Origin of the sequence: Vibrio tarriae (assembly GCF_002216685.1) — a bacterium.
Taxonomy (GTDB): domain Bacteria; phylum Pseudomonadota; class Gammaproteobacteria; order Enterobacterales; family Vibrionaceae; genus Vibrio; species Vibrio tarriae.
Genome location: NZ_CP022352.1, coordinates 559,080 through 580,060 on the forward strand (window position 1 = coordinate 559,080; position 20,981 = coordinate 580,060).

The 20,981-nt window shown below is 47.7% G+C and carries 14 protein-coding genes and 1 pseudogene; 8 read left to right on the forward strand and 7 right to left on the reverse strand.

Features of this window, described 5'->3' with window-relative positions; all coding sequences use genetic code 11:
* Positions 1-5: 5 nt before the first annotated feature.
* The 4 genes and pseudogenes from CEQ48_RS03045 to CEQ48_RS03060 all read right to left on the reverse strand — a co-directional run bounded on the left by CEQ48_RS03045 (position 6) and on the right by CEQ48_RS03060 (position 6,112).
* The gene (locus CEQ48_RS03045) at positions 6-2,120 is read right to left on the reverse strand and encodes a type I secretion system permease/ATPase (RefSeq protein WP_089070179.1); all 2,115 of its coding nucleotides are present in this window, start codon (positions 2,118-2,120) and stop codon (positions 6-8) included.
* A gap of 14 nt (positions 2,121-2,134) precedes the next feature.
* Positions 2,135-4,045 carry a bifunctional diguanylate cyclase/phosphodiesterase gene (locus tag CEQ48_RS03050; protein ID WP_089070180.1) on the reverse strand — a complete coding sequence of 637 codons (1,911 nt, stop codon included), beginning with the start codon at positions 4,043-4,045 and terminating at the stop codon, positions 2,135-2,137.
* A gap of 5 nt (positions 4,046-4,050) precedes the next feature.
* Positions 4,051-4,712, reverse strand: a pseudogene (locus CEQ48_RS03055) (transglutaminase-like cysteine peptidase).
* Positions 4,713-4,720: 8 nt separating this feature from the next.
* Complete coding sequence (locus CEQ48_RS03060; protein ID WP_089070181.1) at positions 4,721-6,112, reverse strand: HlyD family type I secretion periplasmic adaptor subunit; 1,392 nt, start codon at positions 6,110-6,112, stop codon at positions 4,721-4,723.
* A gap of 223 nt (positions 6,113-6,335) precedes the next feature.
* On the opposite strand from CEQ48_RS03060, the gene pdxH reads away from it, so the two are divergent.
* Complete coding sequence (gene pdxH / locus CEQ48_RS03065) at positions 6,336-6,971, forward strand: pyridoxamine 5'-phosphate oxidase (RefSeq protein ID WP_089070182.1); 636 nt, start codon at positions 6,336-6,338, stop codon at positions 6,969-6,971.
* A gap of 29 nt (positions 6,972-7,000) precedes the next feature.
* On the opposite strand, the gene CEQ48_RS03070 is transcribed toward pdxH, so the two are convergent.
* From CEQ48_RS03070 to CEQ48_RS03080, 3 genes are all read right to left on the reverse strand, one after another.
* Positions 7,001-7,741 carry a helix-turn-helix transcriptional regulator gene (locus CEQ48_RS03070; protein ID WP_089070183.1) on the reverse strand — a complete coding sequence of 247 codons (741 nt, stop codon included), beginning with the start codon at positions 7,739-7,741 and terminating at the stop codon, positions 7,001-7,003.
* Between the two features lie 318 nt (positions 7,742-8,059).
* A complete protein-coding gene (locus CEQ48_RS03075) occupies positions 8,060-9,877 on the reverse strand; it encodes an SUMF1/EgtB/PvdO family nonheme iron enzyme (RefSeq protein WP_089070184.1) in 1,818 nt (605 codons plus the stop codon).
* 159 nt (positions 9,878-10,036) lie between these two features.
* Positions 10,037-11,143, reverse strand: coding sequence for a PEGA domain-containing protein (locus CEQ48_RS03080; RefSeq protein ID WP_181710682.1), 1,107 nt, complete (start codon positions 11,141-11,143; stop codon positions 10,037-10,039).
* Between the two features lie 390 nt (positions 11,144-11,533).
* Between CEQ48_RS03080 and CEQ48_RS03085 the strand changes: the two genes are divergently transcribed.
* From CEQ48_RS03085 to CEQ48_RS03120, 7 genes are all read left to right on the forward strand, one after another.
* A complete protein-coding gene (locus CEQ48_RS03085; RefSeq protein ID WP_089070186.1) occupies positions 11,534-12,397 on the forward strand; it encodes an AraC family transcriptional regulator in 864 nt (287 codons plus the stop codon).
* Between the two features lie 347 nt (positions 12,398-12,744).
* Positions 12,745-15,864: a bifunctional proline dehydrogenase/L-glutamate gamma-semialdehyde dehydrogenase PutA gene (gene putA / locus CEQ48_RS03090; protein ID WP_089070187.1), complete on the forward strand. Its 3,120-nt coding sequence runs from the start codon at positions 12,745-12,747 to the stop codon at positions 15,862-15,864.
* Positions 15,865-15,885: 21 nt separating this feature from the next.
* Positions 15,886-16,584, forward strand: a complete 699-nt coding sequence (locus CEQ48_RS03095; protein WP_000233685.1) for a 1-pyrroline-5-carboxylate dehydrogenase — start codon at positions 15,886-15,888, stop codon at positions 16,582-16,584.
* Positions 16,585-16,656: 72 nt separating this feature from the next.
* Entirely contained in the window at positions 16,657-18,147 is a 1,491-nt protein-coding gene (gene putP, locus CEQ48_RS03100; RefSeq protein ID WP_089070188.1) for a sodium/proline symporter PutP, read from the forward strand.
* A gap of 183 nt (positions 18,148-18,330) precedes the next feature.
* Positions 18,331-18,561 (forward strand): hypothetical protein, encoded by a 231-nt coding sequence (locus tag CEQ48_RS03105; protein ID WP_089070189.1) that lies wholly within the window; start codon positions 18,331-18,333, stop codon positions 18,559-18,561.
* Between the two features lie 230 nt (positions 18,562-18,791).
* Complete coding sequence (locus CEQ48_RS03110; RefSeq protein ID WP_000050915.1) at positions 18,792-19,274, forward strand: Lrp/AsnC family transcriptional regulator; 483 nt, start codon at positions 18,792-18,794, stop codon at positions 19,272-19,274.
* Positions 19,275-19,448: 174 nt separating this feature from the next.
* Entirely contained in the window at positions 19,449-20,891 is a 1,443-nt protein-coding gene (locus tag CEQ48_RS03120) for a coniferyl aldehyde dehydrogenase (RefSeq protein WP_089070190.1), read from the forward strand.
* Positions 20,892-20,981 lie beyond the last annotated feature (90 nt).

The window sequence follows — 20,981 nt, forward strand, 5'->3', positions numbered from 1 at the left end:
TTTATCTATTGCACTGCGCGTACATTACCTTGGCGCAGGTCATTTAGCACTTCATGCTTTGGACCATCGGCAATAATGCAGCCTTTCTCCATCACAATCACGCGGTCAACCACATCCAGCATCGAGGTTTTGTGGGTGATAAGGATCAGCGTCTCACCAGGCTTTAGTTGGCTAAGTTGCTGCTTAATGTGCATCTCTGAGCGGTTATCCATCGCGCTGGTGGGTTCATCCATCAACAAAACGGGAGGGCGGCCAAGAAAAGCGCGCGCAATCGAAACCGATTGACGTTGACCACCCGAAAGCAGCATACCTCCTTCACCTACTTGGCGTTCCAGCCCCGCAGGATCTTGCTGGGTAAATACCGTAACCCCCGCTCGGTTGGCAGCATCCATCACCTCACGATCATCGGAGAGTGGGCGGCCAAGGGTAATGTTGTCGCGAATCGAGCCATAAAACAGCACACTGTCTTGCGGTACACAACCAATATTGCGGCGAATATCGATGTGATGCAGCTGCGAGATATCCGTATCATCGATTCGCACATGCCCTTCAGTCGGTTTGTACAGTCCCATGATCAAGCGTTCAAGCGTGGTTTTACCCGAACCAATTCGACCAATAATCGCCACTTTTTCACCCGGATGAATGGTAAGGCTCAAATCACGGACGGACGCGATAGGCGAGTTCGGATAGTGGAAAGTGACTCGGTCCAGCTCAATCTTGCCTTGAATGATGGGACGGTGGATATAGCGTTTACCTTCTTCTTGTTCATCTGGCATCGACATCACTTGTTCAATGATGGTCATGGATGATTTGGCTTGGTTGTAACGGGTTGAAAGTAGTGAGAGCTGCACTAAAGGGCCAATCGCGCGGCCACTCAGCATAGTCGCGGCAATCAGTCCACCCATGGTCAGGTCACCGTTGGAAATCAGGTAGACCCCAACAATGATCATGCCAATATTGGCGGCTTGCTGCACAAAACCTGCGGTATTTTGAATGCTATCTGTGATACGACGGCTTTTAATGTTCCAGTTAGCCATGTGCGCTACGGCTTCTTCCCAGCGGTACTGGAACTGTCCTTGCGCGCCAAACAGCTTCACCGTTTCTAGTCCTGCTAAGCTTTCGATGAGGTTGGCATACTTTTGTGAGGCGAGTCTTGAGCCTTCTTCAATCGCCCGTTTTAAGCGGCTTTGAATGAGAATCGAGTAAATCACCAAAATCAGTACACCGACGACGGGCACCCACACCAAATGTCCAGCCATTAACCAGATCAACACTAAAAAGAGCAGGGCAAATGGCAGATCAATCAGCGAAGAAATCGTCGCGGATGTAAAAAATTCACGAATCGATTCAAACTCTTGCAAATGGCGTGCAAAAGCACCAACCGAAGGTGGGCGAGCCTCCATACGGATGCCCATCACTTTGCTAAACAGTTTGGAAGAGATCAGAATGTCCGACTTTTTTCCGGCGACATCAATGAAGTAGTTGCGCAGCATTTTGAACACGAAATCGAACAAAAAGATCACTAAGATGCCGCTAGAGAGTACCCACAAGGTTTCAAAAGCCAAGTTGGGGACGACTTTGTCGTACACAATCCGTGAAAACATCGGGGCGGCAATCGCAAATAAGTTAATCAGCAGTGATGCGATCAACACATCACGATAAATGTGTTTGGATTTATAAATGGTGCTCCAAAACCAGTGCCCATCTCTTGGTTTCAAGACTTCCGGTGAACGCTCATCAAAGCGAAACTGCTTTTTGACCATAAAGTAACGGCCAATATACATCGCTTCTAAATCGCTGATCGAGTAGGCGACAGGCACCAATCCCGATTCAGCGGTGACAATTTCAGCCTCTTGTGTTTCTTGGTTGATACTACTGAGTACGCAAGCTTCACCGCCTTTGAGCAGTAATACCACAGGAAAAACCAGATGGGGAATTTGGCCTAACGGCGCGCGGTTTTCTTTAGCGATTAGCCCAGCTCTTTCTGCCGAGCGAGGAAACAGAAAAGGCGTGAGCTTGCCGTCAGCCAATGGTAGGCCGTTGATCAGTGCTTCAGGAGAATTCGCTAAACCATAATAACGGCTTACGTAAACCAGCGAATTGAGTAACGTATCTTGCATGCCTCTGACCTTGGTTACTTATCAACAATGAAGCCTTGGAAGACTTCGATAAAATGTTCTGAAAGAAAATCGAGCTGAGTTTGTGTTTCAACCCGTGATGCAATGGTGGTGATCCCTAAGTTGTGCGCGGTGCGCGAAATAGAGGTAAGGGTAAATTTCTGACGTTCATTATCTAAATGGTGAGTAAACAGATAATCCAGTTTGACGTACTTAGGACGGAATTCATTGATGTAGTCGAGAGATTGGAAGTTACGTCCGTAGTTATCTACCCCAAAATCTGCCCCTGCGTTACGTACCGCGTTACAAAATAGCGCGGTGTAATGCGGTTCATTGACGAAACAGCCTTCTGGGATCTCAAAATGCAGTAAGTTGGCTACAGAAAGATGTTTGTTTAAGGTTTGGCTGATCCAACGGATAAAGCTTGGCTGAGAGATACTGCCTTGCGCGATGTTGATCGCGAGTGGTTCCGTTTGTTCACCTTTTTCAAGCTGGCTGATCACTTGCTCAATCACGTATTGATCGAAAATATGGCTAGCATTGAGCTGTTCAAGGGCAAACAGGAATTGGTTTGCGGTATAACGAACCCCATCTTTCTCAAATGCAGAAAATACTTCGCGATGGAACGTTTTGCCCCAACTGCTGTTGGCAGCTTGGTAGCGGAAAGTGAACCAGTCGTTATGGATTGCCTCTTCAACCAGAGTTTTCCACTGTTTTTTACCTAAAATGATCTTATCAGTATCACCACTAATGAAGCCATAACTCAAATCTGGATTGGTTTTTGCTTTTGCCAAGGCATTATCCAGCAGAGAAAGGAGCGTCGTACTACTCGATTGACGTTTATTGCTGACCACTCCGAGCGATAGATTGGCTTTCGCCATGCCCGTTGGATCGGGGTTAATGTCTTCCACACAAGTCACAATGCTATCAGCGACAATTCTGAGTTCGGTTTCATCCATATTCGGCATAATGATACCGAACTCGTAAGTGGAGATACGGGCAATCGAGATATCCTTAACGGTGATTGAATGTTTAAGGCGATCCGCCAATTCGCGAACCATGCCATCGCCCGCTTCATAGCCCTTATCTTCATAAAGCTCTTTGATGAATTCTGCTTGTAAGATAGCCACGCCACCAATACCGCTTTCAGCGAGCCAACCACTCAATTGACTCATGTAATAAGCACGGTTACCGAGGTGAGACACTGGGTCAAGATAAGCGCGTTCACGCAACTGTTGCGCTTCTTTTGCTTGCGCTTTAAAGGCCTTTTCAACTTGTTCGGACATCTTATTGATGCCATCTACCACATAAATCAGGTCTTGTGTGTTTGGGCGTGGTAGCGGCTCACCAAATTGGTTGTTGGCGACCTGTTCCATTTTGTTGACGATCAGTTGTAGTGGTCTCAGAGAGCGTTTCAAAATGAAGGCGACGGCAAACATACCAATCACTAAAATGGCTAAAAACGCGATACATAAACGAATCAAGGCTTTCCAGAGTTGAGCGTAAGCCGCCCCAGGATGGCTGACGATTTCCACTTCCGCCAACTGCATCCAGCCACTGGTCACGACGCGCCGATCATGGATAGGTTCAAACAGATTTAACTGAGTAAACCAAGCAGGCACGTCATTAGGTTCGATTGGATAGGAGCGGAGAATTTCAGTACCGTCATCGAGGAAAATTAGACGTACGATCGAGTAGCTGCTGCCATCAAATAGCGCATTGATCACTGATTCTACCGCAATGGTGTCTTTCTTCTCCAAATAAGGCGCTAAAGCCAAACCCACCGTATTTATGGTGTTGTTGACCTCAGAACGTTGTTGTTGCTCGAGACTGTTGCGAGTGGTGTTGAATTCGATAGTAAAAACCGAAATCAACAACAGAATAAACACCGCAATCATCCCTGCGACTAGTTGTTTGTATAGCGTCATAGTGCCTACTCATCATAGCTAACTAGAGGTTTATTTAATTTTAGTGAGCGCTCTCTGGCTCTTAAGTCATTCCACAAACTGAGTCTCGACGACTCCCCAGCAAGTTGGCCGTTATTCGATTTCATTAACCACAAATTCTTACCGTTAAAGCTGTAAATCGGCAGTAAATCTTTGCGTTTCGAAGCGGGTTTAATCTGTGGGTTTATATTGTCCAAAATCACCGGTTCGGCACTCGGGTAGAGTAATACGCCAACACCATATGAAATTGATTTAGCTCAATAGCTTTAACATACACGAGACGAAGTTTCTTATCTGATACACCGAGTTCTAACAGCGAGAAATACTTCGCAATTGTGAAATCTTCACAATCTCCCGCGTTACTGCCGAGAAACTCTAACGGGGTCGCCCAGTAGTCTTTAGAGCCCCATAGGTGAATATCGTTGACAAAGTTGAGCTGATTAAAAAAGGCATTCACTTCTTTTAATTGCTCTTGCTCCGATGTGGAAGCAAGCTCTGCCATCTTGCGACGCCATGTTTCGACGCGTTTGCCTGCTCGCTGGCCATACGTTGCCTTCACCGCATTTACCCACTGCTGCTCTTTGGTATTGAGCGCTAGCGAGAATGAGGAGGCACAAATAACCAGAGACAGCACAATCCAACGTTTCATAGGGCGGGCTATTCTCTCAGCGCATTGCTTTGCGCACTTAAAATTGGTTTCAGCAGATAATCCAGCACGGTTCTTTTACCGGTAATAATATCGACGGAGGCAGTCATCCCCGGGATGATCGGCAAGTTCTGATCATGGCCTAGAGTGGTTTCTTTGGTTCGTACTCGAACCAGATAGAAGCTATTCCCCTCCTCGTCCTGTGTGGTATCGGCACTGATGTGTTCGAGCGTGCCTTCCAAGCCACCATAGCGAGTGAAATCATAAGCACTAAACTTCACAATAGCGGGGAGATCTGGGCGCAGAAACGCAATGTCTTGCGGTGCAATTTGAGCTTCGACCAGCAAGGTATCTTCAGTCGGTACGATTTCGATGATGTTCATCCCCGGTTGAATTACGCCGCCCACTGTATTCACATAGAGAGTTTTGACGGTGCCTGTTACGGGGGAAATCACCACCGTACGATTCACTTTATCCTCAAGTCCAACCGCCGATTCGGTGAGCGCCGAAAGCTTATCTTGCGCTTGGTTGAGTTTATCTTGCTGTTCAGTTCGGAATTTTTGCGCAGCATTAATTCGACTGAGCATCGCTTCACGTACTGCTGACTTGAGTACAGGAATTTTTAGCTCAGTGGAGGTTAATTCTCGGCGAGTATCATTCAGTTGGCGTTGTAGCTTCAGCAGTTCAATTCTCGGCACTACGCCTTCGTTGGCGAGTGGCTCAGTGATGTCGAGCTCTTTTTTCGCGTAATCATAACTTTGACGAAGGTTGATGATCCGCGCTTCTGATTCAATCAAATCTTGTTGTTTTTGCTTGATTTGTTGAGAGAGAACGGACAATTGGTTGCGCAGGTTATCGAGATCTTGGCGGTATTGATCTCGTTGACGTTCAACCAAATCCGGTTGGCTATCACTCAATACAGGAGGAAAAGCGAGCTTACTGTAATCAAGACGTACGCTGTTGGACCAGTTTTTTTCTTCAAAATTCTCATCGATAATCACACTCGAAATCGAGGCGGAAAGCTGTAGAACACTGGCGGTTAAGTTTGCAACTTGCTGCTCGCGCTCGCGGAAATCGGAGCGAAAGCGTGTATCGTCAATCAAAATAAGTTGTTGGCCTTTTTGAACTTGTTCCCCCTCACGGACGAGGATCTGCTTAACCAGTCCCCCTTCCAAGTTTTGGATGACTTGCACTTGTGAGGAGGGAACCACTTTCCCTTGGCCGACCGTGACCTTATCGATTTCTGCCCATGAGGCCCAAGCGAGCGCTAGAATAAAAAATGCCACCATGATCCAGAGAATAATTCGTGCGCTGTGCGGCGTATTGAGCAGCAGTGCGGCGGTTTTATCGTCCACATAGTCTAATTCTTCGGTGGTGAGCTTGTTATAACTGCGATTGCTCATGAGTGGTTCCTGTTCACACCATTGATAGTCGGTTGATTTTATTACGTGGGCTAATAATTGTTAAGGATATGCTATCTGCGACGAAAGGCCTATTCGGCATTTTAATAAATTACTTAATTTTTAGAATTTGTGATCTTATTTTGACGTGCTTGGCATATCTTTGCTCGCTTGAGTTATCAGCGGGATAGGCGCACAATCGGGCAAAAATCAGTGAGGAGCAGAAATGGATCTTTCAGATATTCGCCGCGAATACATTCATGGTGGTCTAAGAAGAAAAGATTTGCAGGCCAACCCAATTGACCAGTTTAATCTTTGGTTACAGCAGGCGATTGACGCTAACTTGTCCGATCCAACCGCGATGACGGTCGCGACGGTAGATGAACATGGGCAACCTTTTCAGCGTATCGTGTTACTGAAAAATGTCGATGATGCCGGTTTTGTGTTTTACACCAACTTGGGCAGTCGCAAGGCGCAGCATATTGCGCACAACAACAAAATCAGCCTCCATTTCCCGTGGCATCCGCTGGAGCGCCAAGTGCATATCACTGGTGTGGCGGAAAAACTCACCGCCTTGGAAAACATGAAGTATTTCATGTCGCGTCCGAAAGAGAGCCAGATAGCGGCAATCGCCAGCCATCAAAGTAGCCGAATCTCCGCTCGTGGAGTGTTGGAAGGTAAGTATCTTGAGCTTAAGCAGAAGTTTGCAAACGGTGAGATTCCTGTGCCTAGCTTCTGGGGTGGCTACCGCATCAAGCCTGAAAGTATGGAGTTTTGGCAAGGTGGTGAGCATCGCCTGCATGACCGCTTCTTATATTCGCGAGAAGGTGACGTTTGGTCTGTGGATAGACTTGCGCCATAAACCCCAATCAATAAGCTTGAAGTTGCCGCTTACTGGGCTGCAACTTCAAGCCGTTTGGGTATTGTGTGATCGCTCAACACAACGGAAAGCTGTTTTCTAAGCAAGGTCTTCGGGATCACCGAGCCGAATCCCCTATCCAACGCGAGATCAATCATTTGATCTTTGCTTAATGCACCAAATTTACTGCGTAGTTTGGCTTCATATCCTTCCACGGTTTTAATCGAGATCCCCATCACTCGTGCAATGTGTTGTGGCTTTTTGCCATACAAGAGCAAAAACAGAACTTCGGATTCACGGGCGGTCAATTTCAACGTATCGCGATCGGCGACCGATTTAAAAGTGGTGGAGGTGGATAACCCGGTTGCGCGGCATACCCAATGACCGACTTCTAGAATGGCTGTGTCGGTTAAATCCTGCCCGAAAAAAATGGTGCCTTGGATCTTACCTTGGTTATCATGCCAAGGCGTCTTAGTAAAAATATGCGCATGCCAGTGACCATCGGGGTAGGGGTGAATATCAAGCACTTTGACGGAGTGCCCCGTTTCAATCACATAGCGATCTTGCTGTTGAAAGTCGGCGGCACAGGCTGCCGTTGGGCTAGGCATGTCGAAATCGGTGCGCCCGATGCAATCTTCGGCGCGCTTTAACCCGATCAATTCGCCATAGGCTTGGTTGGCATACACAAAAACCGAGTTTAAGTCCTTGCATCCCCAATAACCGGGTAATTGTTTGAATAAAGAAATCTGCTCTAATGTCAGATGGTTAGGCACGCCATATCCTCCGTTGGAAATGCGGCGATATGATACCAAGAGCATTTCTTGTTGTAAGCTGATCTTGCCTGTTTTGGGACTGTTTGGATGAAAAAAAGCCAGCCTGAAGACGGGCTGGCATAAATACAAGAAACATATCTTGTCGACGTGTAGAAGAGGTTCCATGAATCCAGCGAGGGTCTGCTGAATACACAGAGGTATCATATTGATACCAAGCATCAGTCATGCAACTCATGCTCTGATTTGTACTTTACCGAACGCGGTACAAATGAAAAAGGGGGGAAATCCCCCCTTTATGCATGATTGTTCGAGTAAACATTACAGCTCGCGCAACACTCGGAAACCGACATAATTGGCCGCTGTCGTTGGGCCAACAAAGAGCTCACTATAGGCTTTTGCCATTTCAGGCGAGAAGCTCCAAGCGCCGCCTTTGGCCAAACCGCGTGAATCGCCAGTCCATTCCCAAACATTACCTACCATGTCGTAAAACCCTAAGGCGTTAGGAGCGAAGGCTTTGACTGGGGAGGTACTTTTGTTAGACCAAGAGGTTCCTGCCCACCCGGTGTTGGCTTTACCAGCACCAAATTTATTGCCCCACCAGTAATCGGTTTTACTGCCTGCACGAGCGGCGATCTCCCACTCTTCTTCGGTTGGCAAACGGTACGTAAAGCCCGTTTCTTTGGAAAGCCAACGAGCATAAGCTTTGGCATCATTCTGACTAACACACACGACGGGGGAATCTTTACTCTGTTTGAAACCTGGGTTGCGCCAATCGCTATCTGATACCGGAGCAATTTCCGATTCATTCACCGAAATACAGAGGTTTTTGAGCTCAGCATCAGTTTTATATTTGGCTTGAGTAACGAAGTTTTCAAACTGGCTAACCGTGACTGGCGTTGAGCTGAGTGCGAAAGCATGATCAAGGTTGTATTGCTTGGCGGCATTTTCACCCAACAGATACTGCCCCGGTAGAATGGTGATCACCTCAGGAGCGCTGACTTTACCTTTCCCTGAATCGGCAAATTTTTGCCCGACACGTAAAGGATTGGCCTTTTCATGTAGATTAACCCGTATGGTTTGATCGGAGGTGATGTTGACTTCTTGCTCAAAAGTGCGGAAGCCCTCTTTTTCAATTCTTACTTTATGCTTACCGACAGGCAGCAATATTTCAACCGGAGTACTGCCATAATTGACACCACCAATGGTCACTCGATCACCATGTTGATTGGAGCGGATGGCTAAGTTAATCCAAGCTACCTCTTGTTGTTGCTGTGATATATCACCTTGACCCGGTGCAAAGCAGTATTGCGAGTCAATATTCAAGAGCTTACAAGGCGTGTTTTCTGCAGGGCGAGCTTCAAATTGGGCATTCACTATGCTTCGAAAACGCATGCCGTCATAGAAGCCAGAATCGACCACGTCATGTTTTAGCAGATGAATATTGAGTGATACATTACTCAATTGAGCTTTGATCGTGTTGGATTCACTGCTTTCATCGATAAGCCAAAGTTGGAATTGGCTTACCGCTTTCTGCAACGCCAAATCCGTGGTTTGTTTGCTACATTGCGCAAAAGTCATATCCGCACTACACAGATTGGTGAAGCTGACTTTTTGCTCACCAGAGCGTTGCAACTCCTCGCGCAGTCTATCCACGCGGGCGCGCATTTTGTCTTGTTGGAGTAGTGCAATACTCTGCTCTATGGTCTGCTGTTGTACCTGGTATTGTGCCAATACTGACTGCATCTCTTGCAGTTTTTGTTCAGCATCCAAACGTGCGACTTGGTTCTGTTTGACCTGAGCCCATGCGGCTTGATACGCGTTTTGTGATGGCTGGATGTCGAGATCTGGCTCATCAATCATTTTTTGATAATCACGCTCAAGGTTCGTTTTGGCTGCTTTTAACGCCGCATCCAAAGCTTTCGCTTGCTGAGTCAAGCGATTGAGCTCGGCCTGTTGGTTACCGACGGCCACTTTTTGAAGCTTGGCCGCATCCGTGGCATTTTGCAGCTCGGTATGTTTGCCAAACAGCGCATCGTCAATGGCAAGAACAGAAGAGGTGACTTCTTCTGCTAGCACTGGTGCTGCCATTAAGCAAGGTGAAAGTGCTAATAATAAAGCGGGAATCCCTTGTCGCATGGTGGTCTACTTCAAGTTAGGAAATTAAGTCTAAGTTATGAGCATTCTAAACGAAAACGCCATTTTGTCAGAAGTCATCTTTCAATAACTTAGTGACAAAATGGCGTTTTATCGACAGGTTTGTGAATTCCGACAAGAAATCGTTGGATTTTTGTGCGGCTAGCTGTCTTTGTTTGGTCTGAGTTTTACCCATACCGTGTCATTACTATTGACCGTAATCACACGATTGTAGGTTTCATAACCTTCTTTTGATACGGTGACTTGGTGTTTACCCGCTGGCAATACGAGCTCAACAGGGGTACTACCATAGTTGACGCCATTAATGGTCACAGAATCATTGTATTGATCAGAGCGCACTGTCACGTTCGCCCACTGTTTATCTTGTTTCTTGGGCGCCGCTTGTTCTGACTCACCCTTTAAACAGTAACGGGTTTCCACATTCAGCAGTTTGCACGCCGCTACAGCTTCTGGTTTTGCTTGTAGCTGAGCTTGCATTTGAGTGAAGTACTCGTTATTACCTTCAAAACCCGAGCGGATCATTTGGCTCTCTTGAACGTGAATATTGAATTCAACGCCTTTTAAGTTTTGTTTCGCAATCGCCGATTCAGTGACATCATTGATGAGATTGTCGCGGAAGGTTTTCACCGCTTTTTGCTTCGTCAGGTATTGACCCTGATTAGCACATTCACCCAGTGTCATGGTGGTTGAACAGGTCGTCTTGAAGGTAGTTTCCAACACGCTACTTTCACGCAGTTCTGCCGCTAAACGCTTAACGCGAGCCTCAATTTTGGCTTCTTCCAAATTGGTCAGCTCAGTATCCAAACGTGCTTGTCGCTGTTTGATTTGCGACAGACGCATTTCAATTTCAGTCACTGCTTGTTCGTTGTCGAGCTTTTGTGACTGATTTGATTTGAGCGCATTCCACGTTTCTTGGTAGCGTTTTTGAAAGGTGACTAGGTCAGTGTCTGGATCTTCAAGAAGGCGAGTATACTGTTTGTCCAACTCTGACTTAGCACGATTACGCTTGGCGTCTAACTCTTCGCCTTCACGTTTCAATCGACTCTGCTCGTTTTTCAGTTGTTGCAGTTTACCGCTCTCCACCTCGTAGTCGGTGAGGATCGCGTTGATTTCATTCTGTTTGTTACTCAATTTCTCATCGATAGCCGCAACGGGGTCAGCTTGAGTGACCTCCTCTGCGTACACCGATGCAGATACCCATAAAGGGGATAGCGCAAGCAAAAGCGCTGGGATGCGACGTTTAATCATAGGTCCCTGCAACATATTTATGTTTAGCCACATAAAGTGGGAAAGACAAACTTTTGACAGCTTTGTAGATAGCTGAATTATTAATGCAAATATTATTCCGCTTAGTCAGAAATCATCACAAATCTGTGCACTAGGTGACTGATTTTTTGAACTTTAGATCTAAGCATTTTTATTTTGAGCAGATTCGAGAAATATGCAAGCTGAGTTTTCCGATCTACTTTAACGTTTTTTAATTGAGTACACATTGACCGTAATTTATGTGCACTTGATCATTGTTCCGAGATGAGAATTGAACCCAATTGCAGCCAAGATTTTTAATCAATATGTGTGTAATTGGTTATTAATGCCTCTAAATGGGAGTGATTTCGTTTTGGAACAATTTGAGATACCATGGCCGCGCAAATACCACCCGATGAGGTTGAAATGGCTCAATCGAATGCCCCAGAGGCTGGCAAGGCTTCTTCCATTGCCAAAGTTTTGTCGCCTAAACCAGCAGAATTGATCACTTTGCCTTCGCATATGGCTTGCCATGATCATAGTTACACGCAAATTGTGATTGGTTTGAAAGGGCAAGCTGAATTTGAAGTACGTGGTATGGGGAATATTGTCGGGCCCGGGCAGGGTTGTGTGGTGACATCGGGGTCTGATCATGCGTTTGGTGGTGTCGTGGGGCAGTCGGATATTCTGGTGCTCAATATGCCGATTCCGAGTGATGATGATCCGTTATTGCTGCGTAAACTGAATGAACTTGCGGTGGGCGATGTCTATTTTCAACTCGATGGTCAGATCCAACGTTTAATTCAAATGCTGGTGCAGGAGATGCAAGCCAGTCCTGATGATCTTCTGCTTGGCCGAGCTTGTAACGATACGGTCGTTGCGCTTTTGCAGCGCCACATCAGCGCGCTTGCCAGTGCGCATAAAGAATCCCGTTTTGATATGGAAGTGGTGGATCGCTATATCGAGCAGCACTTGGCGCACCGTATTTCCGTTGCGCAGCTGGCGGGAAGCGTGTTCTTAAGTGAAAGCCAATTCCATGCTTTGTTCAAAGAACAGATGGGGCTCACTCCACATCAATATGTGTTGAATAAGCGCGTCGATATGGCGAAAAAGCTGATTGAGCAAGGTCGGCTCAATTTGGGGCAAATTGCCGAATTGACGGGATTTTCCAATCAAAGCACTTTCGCGCATACCTTTTCTCGGTTGCATGGCATTTCTCCCTCACACTATAAGCGACGTTTTTCTTCTACGTCCTAATTTTATGGATCCTAACAATCCTCTCTCATCGTGTTCACTAAGATCGCGAGGCTCTCAATCTCTATAACATTTCTTCTTGATGGCAAAACAATAATGAATACACATCTGTTTGCTTATTGATGACGGGTGGCTCACTTTTTATCGTTGTTGAGTTGCAATGATTGCAAAATAATTGGCGATGAAACTTGCTTGAATTGGTGTGATCTTGTTTTTGTTTTGTTAAAACTCAGAGTTATTGACAAAATACTAGGACTTTTTGACAAGTTTTCTTCTCACGCTCAAAATACACTGCCAGCCATTGCAGGAAACCTGACTCAATCTGTCAGGTATGAGATGAAGGAATCCACATGTTTACAGCAACCGATGTGTTGAACGCAGCGTTTATCGAGCAGCCGCTGGATAAACTATGGTCGCTGATCTCGCCACTGTATATGGTGGACGAATCCCAATGGCTGACCCAATTATTGCCTCTCGCAACGCCAAGCCATGCTGAAAAAGTAGCAATGGCGGAGAAAACCACGCGCTTAATTGAAGCGATCCGCAGCGATAAAAAAGCGGTGCAGATGATTGATGCACTGCTTTTGGAATACAGCTTGGATACCCAAGAAGGTATTTTGCTGATGTGTTTGGCTGAAGCGTTAATGCGCATTCCTGATGCAGAAACGGCTGACGCGTTTATTAAAGATCGCTTGGGCGTTGCGGATTGGAAATCCCACCTGAAAAATTCAGATTCGGTATTCGTGAATGCTTCAACTTGGGGCTTGATGCTCACCGGTAAAGTGATTGGCTTGGCTGATGGGGATACCGCAAGCCCAGTGCAAGCGGTGAATCGTTTAGTCAATAAGTTGACTGAGCCTGTGATCCGCAAAGCCATGCATCAAGCGATGAAGATCATGGGCCATCAATTTGTGCTTGGACGCACCATTGAAGAAGCGCAGAAAAATGGCCGACCCATGCGTGATAAGGGTTATACCTATTCGTTTGACATGTTGGGTGAAGCGGCGCTGACTTCCGCCGATGCACACAAGTATTTCAAAGATTACTTGATGGCGATTGAAGCGGTAGGCCGCGACAAATATGGTCTGGATACCAGCCCAGCGCCGTCGGTCTCGATCAAACTTTCTGCTTTGCATCCTCGCTACCAAGTGGCGAATGCCGATCGTGTGATGACCGAGCTGTACAGCACACTTATCCAACTGCTTGAACGCGCGAAAGAGCTGGATGTCGCCATCACGATTGATGCCGAAGAAGCGGATCGTTTAGAGCTGTCACTGCATCTGTTTGAAAAGCTCTATCGCAGCGACACGCTGCGTGGTTGGGGCAAGTTTGGTTTGGTGGTTCAAGCCTACTCCAAACGTGCGTTGCCAGTATTGGTTTGGCTGACGGCACTCGCGAAAGAGCAGGGCGATCTCATCCCTGTCCGTTTAGTCAAAGGCGCGTATTGGGATAGCGAAATTAAGATGTCACAGCAACGCGGTTTTACTGGCTATCCGGTTTATACGCGCAAAGAAGCGACCGATGTTTCTTACCTCGCTTGTGCTCGTTTCTTACTGAGCGAATCGGTACGCGGCAATCTGTTCCCGCAATTTGCTAGCCATAACGCGCAAACCGTTACCGCGATTGCGGTGATGGCACAACACAAAGATTTTGAGTTCCAGCGTTTGCATGGCATGGGGGATGCGCTTTATCACCATGCGAAAGCGGCTTATCAGCAGTCGGTACGGATTTATGCCCCCGTGGGCAGCCATAAAGATCTGCTGCCCTATCTGGTGCGTCGATTACTGGAAAATGGTGCAAACAGTTCGTTCGTACATCGCTTGGTGGATTCTCGTTGCCCGGTTGGTGCGTTGACTCAGCATCCAGTCGATATGCTGCTTGCGTTTGAAACCTTAAATAACCGTAAGATCCCACTGCCAACGGAGATTTTTGCCGAGCGCAAAAACTCATTGGGGATCAACATTGATATTGAGAGTGAAGCGAAGCCGTTTGAAGCTAAGATCCACGCTTGGTTAGATAAGACGTGGCAAGCGGCACCGATCATTGGCGGGCACTCTTATTACGAAAGCATGATCAAGGCTGATCACAGTGCAGAGCCCGTCACTGCGCCTTACGATCGCCGTATCCAAGTCGGTCAGGTGTTTCACGCTAACCTTGATCATGTTTCCGCTGCGATCGAATCCGCTCAACAAGCTTTTGCAACTTGGAATGCGCTCGATGCCAGTGAGCGTGCGAGTAAATTGGATGCGCTGGCAGATCTGCTTGAACTGCATATGCCTGAGTTGGTGGCCTTGTGTCATCAAGAAGCGGGCAAAACCATTCACGACAGCATTGATGAAGTGCGTGAAGCGGTTGATTTCTGTCGTTATTACGCCAAACAAGTCGATGTGCTGGGCGAGTTCAGTGTTGAAAGCTTTGATGGTTCAACACGTCGTGTCAGCCATCAAGGTCGTGGTGTGTTTGTGTGTATTAGCCCGTGGAACTTCCCGCTGGCGATTTTCCTTGGCCAAATCAGTGCCGCCTTGGTGGCTGGAAATACCGTGATTGCCAAACCTGCCGAGCAAACCAGTTTGATCGCGTATCGCGCGGTTGAGCTGATGCAAGAAGCGGGTTTCCCTGCTGGAACCATCCAACTTTTACCGGGGCGCGGTGCCGATATCGGCTGCGCACTCACTTCTCATCCGGCTATCGCGGGTGTGGCGTTTACCGGTTCAACCGCCACGGCGCAACGTATTAATCAAACCCTCGCGCAACGTGAAGCGGCTCCGGTGCCATTTATTGCAGAAACCGGTGGCCAAAACGCCATGATTGTGGACAGTACCGCGCTGCCAGAGCAAGTGGTGCGTGATGTGCTGCGTTCCGCTTTTGCCTCTGCTGGCCAACGCTGTTCGGCACTGCGTGTGCTGTTTGTACAGCAGGATATTGCCGATCGCGTGATCACTTTGATTCAGGGCGCGATGCAAGAGCTGAAAGTCGGTGTACCACATCTGCATCAAACCGATGTCGGGCCAGTGATTGATGAGAAAGCCAAACAGAAACTGTTGGCGCACATTGAACACATGAGCCAAACCCAGAAGAAAATCGCTCAGCTTACTTTGAGTGAAGCTTGCCAGCATGGCGACTTTGTTGCGCCAACTGCCTTTGAAATTGATGACATTGCCGCGCTGAGTGAAGAGCAGTTTGGCCCGATCTTGCACATAGTGCGGTTTAAAGCGCGCGAACTGGCGCAGATCGTCGACAAAATCAACCAAACTGGTTTTGGTTTAACCATGGGCATTCATAGCCGTAACGAAACCACGTATCGCTGGATTGAAAAACATGCCCGAGTGGGCAACTGCTACATCAACCGCGATCAAGTCGGGGCTGTGGTGGGGGTACAACCGTTTGGCGGACAAGGGTTGTCTGGTACCGGACCGAAAGCGGGCGGGCCTCACTATCTTTACCGCTTTACTCAAGTGCAATACCAGTAACCCACAGCAAGGAGACGTATCATGGTGCATCAAGTAACCCGTTTTTCAGACGCCTTTTCTGCTTGGGAAAATTGGAATCTGACCGACTTTGACTCGAAATGTGAGTGTTTACTCGCGTTGAAATCTTTATTGGAAAATAGCATGCCCGGTGTGGCAAAAGTGATTTCCTACCATCTTCAACAGGCATCGACTTTGTTGGCGCATACGCACCAACTGATTGGGCCTACCGGAGAAACCAATGAGCTTTATACCGCAGGGCGTGGTGTTGCCCTGATCATCCAAGAGGATAACGGTATTCAAGCCAAACAAGCCGTAGTGGCTCAACTGACTGCTGCACTCGTAGCGGGGAACAGTGTCGTTTTTTGCAGTGACGATAAAGAGTTGAGTTCTGCGTTAGTGGCTGCTTACCAGCAGTCATCTCTTCCGGCAAATTTGTTGCAGTTTGCTTCTTTCGATGCGTATCACCAACTGATCGAATCAGATGTGAGATGCGTTGGATATGTCGGAACCCCGTCGGTTGAGGCCACGATCAACCGTCAGCTCGCGAAACGTACAGGCGCGATTGTCAGTCTCGTTTCAGAAACGGATCTGCTTACCTTGCCGGTGGCACATGATCCACATTTATCACTGCGCTTTATTACCGAGCGCACACGCACAATAAATATAACAGCAGTGGGTGGAAACGCGACGCTCTTGGAGCTAGGTGTGGATACTCATTAGTCCTTTCTGCGTTTGCCCCCTTTGGATAAGAGGGGGCATGAAAGGCGATCTTGAAAAAGAGGACAAAACACAATGGAAAATAGCTTCGCTATTACAACCACCTTTATCGTCTACCTCATTTTGATGTTGGCGATTGGGGTTTACGCTTATCAGCGAACGAAAAACTCAGCCGATTACTTTCTGGGTGGCCGTTCATTAGGGCCATGGCCTGCAGCACTCTCTGCTGGCGCATCCGACATGAGTGGCTGGTTACTGCTCGGTCTGCCGGGTTACGCGTATGCCGCCGGTATTGAATCATTCTGGTTGGCTGGCGGCTTGCTCGTTGGTACTTGGGCTAACTGGTTAGTGAACGCTAAGCGTCTGCGTACCTACAGTATCACCACGGATTCTCTGACTTTACCTGAGTTTTTGTCACGCCGTTTTAACGACAACTCAAAACTGATCCAAACCATTTCTGCGTTTTTCATTCTGCTGTTCTTCCTTTTCTATACCAGTTCGGGTTTGGTTGCCGGCGGCAAACTGTTTGAAACCGTATTCGGCTTGGATTACTCCACTGCGGTGATTGTGGGTACGGTTTGTGTGGTGTCGTACACCTTGTTTGGTGGCTTCTTAGCGGTATCCTGGACTGACTTGGTGCAAGGCTTGCTGATGGCAGCGGCGCTGATGATTGTGCCAATTACTGCGATGGAAGGGGGCTTTACTCAGCTTGATCACGATTTGACGGCGATTAACCCTGAGTTGCTGACTCTGTGGAATGATGCGAAAGGTGAACCTCTGTCTGCGATTGCGATTATCTCTTTAGTGGCTTGGGGCTTGGGCTATTTTGGTCAGCCGCACATTTTGGCGCGTTTCAAAGCCTCACGTTCTAATAAAGATCTGACCACGGCGCGCCGTATTGCCGTGATATGGACTGGCATTTCAATGGCGGGTGCGATTCTGGTCGGTTTAACGGGTCTGATTTTCGTTACTCAATCAGGCACGATTGGTTTGGATGATGGCGAAAAAATCTTCATGCTATTAGTGAACTCGCTGTTCCACCCAGTCATCGCTGGTATTTTGCTGGCCGCAATTTTGGCGGCAATCATGAGTACGGCCGATTCGCAGCTGCTGGTCTCTTCATCGGCGCTCGCGGAAGATTTCTACAAGCAAGTGTTCAAAACCGATGCCAGCTCAGAAGAGATTGTGCGCGTTGGCCGTGCCGCAGTTGTGATCATCTCGCTGATTGCACTGTTTTTAGCGATGACCCCAGATAGCTCAGTGCTGGGTTTGGTGTCCTACGCTTGGGCTGGCTTTGGTGCGGCATTTGGTCCTGCGCTGGTATTGAGCCTCTACTGGTCACGCATGAACCGCCATGGTGCGCTAACGGGGATCATTGTCGGTGGTGTGACGATTGTGGTTTGGAAACAACTCTCTGGCGGTTGGTTTGATGTGTACGAAATCGTACCGGGAATTATCCTTTCAACCCTGTCAATCGTTGTGGTCAGCCTGCTCACCGGTGAACCTGATGAGAAGGTGAAAGCGCAACACGCTATCTTCAAAAAACAGCTGATTGAACTGGAATAAACTTCTTTTACTCTATGGAACAAGCCTCGCTTCGCGAGGCTTTCTTTTTGCTCTGCATTGGTATTATTGAGTAATTTTCAAATATAGGTCACGAAATTTGCACAAAAAATTATGTCTTCGGAACTTACCGCTGCAAAATGCGTCAACTGTCAATAGTAACCAATCAGATAGGAGATCTCCGTCATGCCTAAAGCGTATTGTCGTGGTTGTGGTAAACACACCGCACACAAAATGGTGATGAAACGTGTGCAGTCACAACCTGAAGGCTGGCAAGGTTTCCAACAATTTCTCACCATGTTGATGCAAGGCCAACACTACTATCAGATGGAGAAACGCTATTTCTGCCGAGTCTGTAACCTGCAGAATGAGCGCGTTAAGTCGCATGATCTGCTAACGAGTGCACGAGTTTCTTAAATTCGATCGCTGCCAATTTCACTCAATATCAAACAGTATCACGCCTTTCTGACGTGGTTGATGTTCATGCGGATTGATTTCCGCTGCACTCATTTTCTTTTGTTTCCCTTTATCACCCTCGCTTAATGCCCTTTTGCGTGAGGTACATCACGCCTTGCCGCACACTATTTCTGCCGATTGGGGGTTATCAGTATTGTATTCGGGTCTAAACAGTCAAAGGATGTTGCTGTATGAGTCTGGATCGAGTTGACCGCGATATTTTGCGGATCTTACATGCCAAAGGGCGTTTACCGGTCGTTGAGCTGGCCAAGTTGGTTAATCTCACGACATCGCCCTGTTCAGAGCGGGTAAAACGTTTAGAAAAAGAGGGATACATTCGCGGTTACCACGCGGATCTCGATCCGGGAAAGTTAGGCTTGGATGTGCAGGTCTTTATCCATATTCGGCTTGATCAAAGCAGCTTCTCAATTTTTGAACGTTTTGCTCATGCTGTTGCGGATATCCCAGAAATCGAAGCCTGTTACTCGCTCTCTGGTGATTTTGACACCATGATTAAAGTGCGCGTCAAAGACATGAAAGCGTATCAAGCGTTTATGTCGGGCAAGCTGGGCTCTTTACCCGGCGTGATTCAAACCCGTAGTGAGTTTGTGATTGAAGAGCACAAAACCAGTTTTGGTATCAACCCTGAGCTGATTTACAGCTTGCCAAGTTAAGATACTCTACGCCCGAGGGGTGCTTATACCCTTCCTACTTGAAGCTGCAGCGGTGTTGGCTACGTTCGTTCACCCCAATCACATAGTGTATCTATGCTCATGGGGATGAACTCACTTGCCGCCTACCTGCAACTCCAAGTAGTTTGGGTATATTTTATTTCTGCGGAGTTTACTATGGTTCAACTCTCTGTGGTGTCTCGTGCTGAGTCACCGGAAATCTCGTCAGCAATCGAAGCTTTGCAGGCTGAATTTACGCGCCTAAAAAGGCAGTATGCCAATACGCCTTATCCGAGTTTGACCCACCGTTTGCAACGTTTAACCCAGCTCAAACAGGCTTTATTGCGTGAAAACGAAGCCCTGATTGCCGCCGTGAATCAAGATTACGGTTTCCGTAGTCGTTTTGATAGCGGCCTGTGCGATTTACTGCCAACGTTAAATCATCTCAATTACACGGCTAAGCAACTGAAAAAGTGGATGAAGCCGCAGCGGCGACATGCAGGATGGATGCTGCTGCCTTCACGTGTTGAAGTGCAATTTCAGCCCTTGGGCGTCGTGGGGGTAATGGTGCCTTGGAATTTTCCTATTTTGCTTAGTCTTGCACCACTGATCACCGCTGTTGCTGCGGGAAATCAAGTGATGGTGAAATTGAGCGAGTACACACCTGCCACCAATCAGGTGTTAGCGCGTGTGATTGCCGCGTTAGGCGATATCGCGGTTTGCGTACAAGGTGATGCGAAGGTTGCCGCGGCTTTTAGTGCCTTGCGATTTGATCATCTGCTGTTTACAGGCTCAACCGCCGTAGGCAAGTTAGTGGCGCAAGCGGCTGCGAAAAATTTAACACCTGTGACGTTAGAGTTAGGGGGCAAATCTCCAGTGATCATCGCTGACGATGCGGATCTCGCGCGCAGCGTGGATAACATCATGCTGGGTAAAACCACCAATGCCGGGCAGATCTGCGTAGCACCGGATTATGTCATGCTGCCGCAAGCGAAAGTCGCGACCTTCGTTGAGCTTTATTTGCAGCGTTTTGCGCGCCGTTTTATCCGTCATGGTCGTATGGATGTGACACAAATCATTAACCAAGCGCAGTTTGACCGATTACAACACTGTTTGGATGATGCACAGCAAAAAGGTGCCAAACTCAATACTGTGGTGGGCAAAACGGTAGAACTCGAAGCAAGGCAGATGCTGCCGTATCTGTTAACCGAAGTCAGTGATGACATGCTGGTGATGCAACAAGAGATCTTTGGCCCGATCCTGCCGGTGATCGGTTATCGCAATATTGAAGAAGCGATTGAGCGAGTCAATCAAGGCCCACGGCCATTGGCGCTGTACGTGATGACCAAAGAGAGCCATCTGGCTAATCATATTTTGCAGCGTACCCACAGTGGTGGTGCGTGTGTGAACGATACCTTAATGCATGTTGCGGCGGATGATGCGCCATTTGGCGGCATTGGTGAATCAGGGCAGGGGCATTACCACGGAATCGAAGGCTTTAAGACTTTTTCGCACAGTAAGACGGTGCTGCGTTCAGCCGCGTGGTTGCCACGTAGTGGTTGGCTGCTGACTTATCGTAAATCCGTGCAGCGTCTGCTAACACGGTTTTTCTTACGTTAATTCACGATGATTAATAGTTACTTCAAGCCGAGTTTCAATTCGGCTTGAAGGTTTTTAAATTCTCGATCATTAAACCCAAGATGTATACCC